Origin of the sequence: Kitasatospora misakiensis (assembly GCF_042656005.1) — a bacterium.
GTDB lineage: Bacteria > Actinomycetota > Actinomycetes > Streptomycetales > Streptomycetaceae > Kitasatospora > Kitasatospora misakiensis.
The window spans coordinates 1-1,376 of sequence record NZ_JBHSOF010000130.1 but is presented as its reverse complement, the minus strand read 5'-3'; the positions used below and the strand labels follow the sequence as shown (position 1 = coordinate 1,376).

At 71.4% G+C, this 1,376-nt stretch carries 2 protein-coding genes; one reads left to right on the top strand and one right to left on the bottom strand.

What is annotated here, in order from left to right; translation table 11 throughout:
• Nucleotides 1–572 (top strand): phosphorothioated DNA-binding restriction endonuclease (locus ACFP3U_RS36870; RefSeq protein ID WP_380230148.1); only part of this gene is annotated, 572 nt, incomplete at its 5' end.
• A gap of 88 nt (nt 573–660) precedes the next feature.
• Here the strand turns inward: ACFP3U_RS36870 and ACFP3U_RS36865 are convergent.
• Nucleotides 661–1,376: DNA/RNA helicase domain-containing protein (locus ACFP3U_RS36865; protein ID WP_380230147.1), on the bottom strand; the 716-nt coding region annotated here is incomplete at its 5' end.

The window sequence follows — 1,376 nt, the reverse complement described above, 5'->3', positions numbered from 1 at the left end:
TGCTGCTGGACTTCCACTTCCCGCCGTCGCTGCACGCCGACCTGTGCGAAGCCGTTGGCCTCGACCTGGACCCGGCCGAGGCCGCAGGTGTGACCGGCGGCCCGGTCGGGTGGGAGCGGGCGGCGCGACGGCAGCGGGACCGGCGGATGCGTGAACTCGTCCTGACCGCCTACGAGTTCCAGTGCGCCTTCTGCGGTTACGACGGAATGCTGGGTGCGAGCACGGTCGGCCTGGAGGCGGCGCACGTGCGCTGGTGGTCGCACGACGGGCCGGACGAGGTCGACAACGGCCTGTGCCTGTGCTCGCTGCACCACAAGCTGTTCGACAAGGGCGTCCTGGGCCTGGGGGAGGGCCGCCGCATACTCGTCTCACAGCGCTTCGTCGGCCGCAGCGAGGCCAGCAGGCAGCACGTCCTCGCCCTGTCCGGGCGGCCGGTCATCGGCCCGCAAGCGGGGGTTCCTCCGGTCGCGGTCCGGCACCGGCAGTGGCACGCCGAACAGGTCTTCCGAGGCGAGGCCCGAGAGCCCCAGCTCCAGGCGTACACGGGCTGGCAGAGGCCGCACGGTCGCTGACTCGTCAGCGACCGTGCGCCGCCCGACGCCGCTTCGAGTGGCCCGTTCCCGATCGTGCAGACTGGACGGCCCCATGTCCTGCCCGGAATCAGTGAGCGGTCATGGGCCGTGGGTGGCTCTGCTCCATCGCGATCTGTCCTGCCTGCTGCCCGGTGACCAGCTCCCGCAGCTTGGCGCGCGTCTCCGGGTCCGTCGAGTACACGACCGTTCCGATCATTCCCCGCGTCAGCAGCACCTTGTAGGTGTTGCGGATTAGACGGTCGATGTCGGCGTCGGTGGTGGACTTGCGGAACACGGGGTCCTTGGAGGCCGTGCGGTCGGTGACCCAGCGGTCGGTGCGCCAGACGAGGTCCGGCCCGAGGATGACGCCGCTCCAGTCGTACTCGAAGCCCTGGGCGGTGTACACGCAGCCGACCTGGCCGAAGCCGGCGGGGTCGGTGGCCCACAGGGCGGCCGGCGGAGCGCCGGCGATCGAGCGGTCGCCGTACACGTTCCACGGGCGGGCCCAGTCACCGATGCGCACGTCGAGGGGGAGCGGGTCTCCCGGAGCGACCTTCGTCGTCCACTTCCAGCAGTACCCGGCCGACATGCGGGATCCGTAGCCCTCGGCGCGCCGGGCCTCGAGGAACGCCTCCAGCTCCTGGGGGCTGTCGACCACCTCCAGGGCGACCTTCCCGTCGGGCTCCCAGTCGACGGGGCCGCCGGGCTCGAGGTTCAGCAGACGCACCACCCAGTTCAGGTAGGCGTCACTGCCGCCGCAGCGGAACTGGCTGTCCAGCTCGACCACCTGGCAGCCCAGGCCCT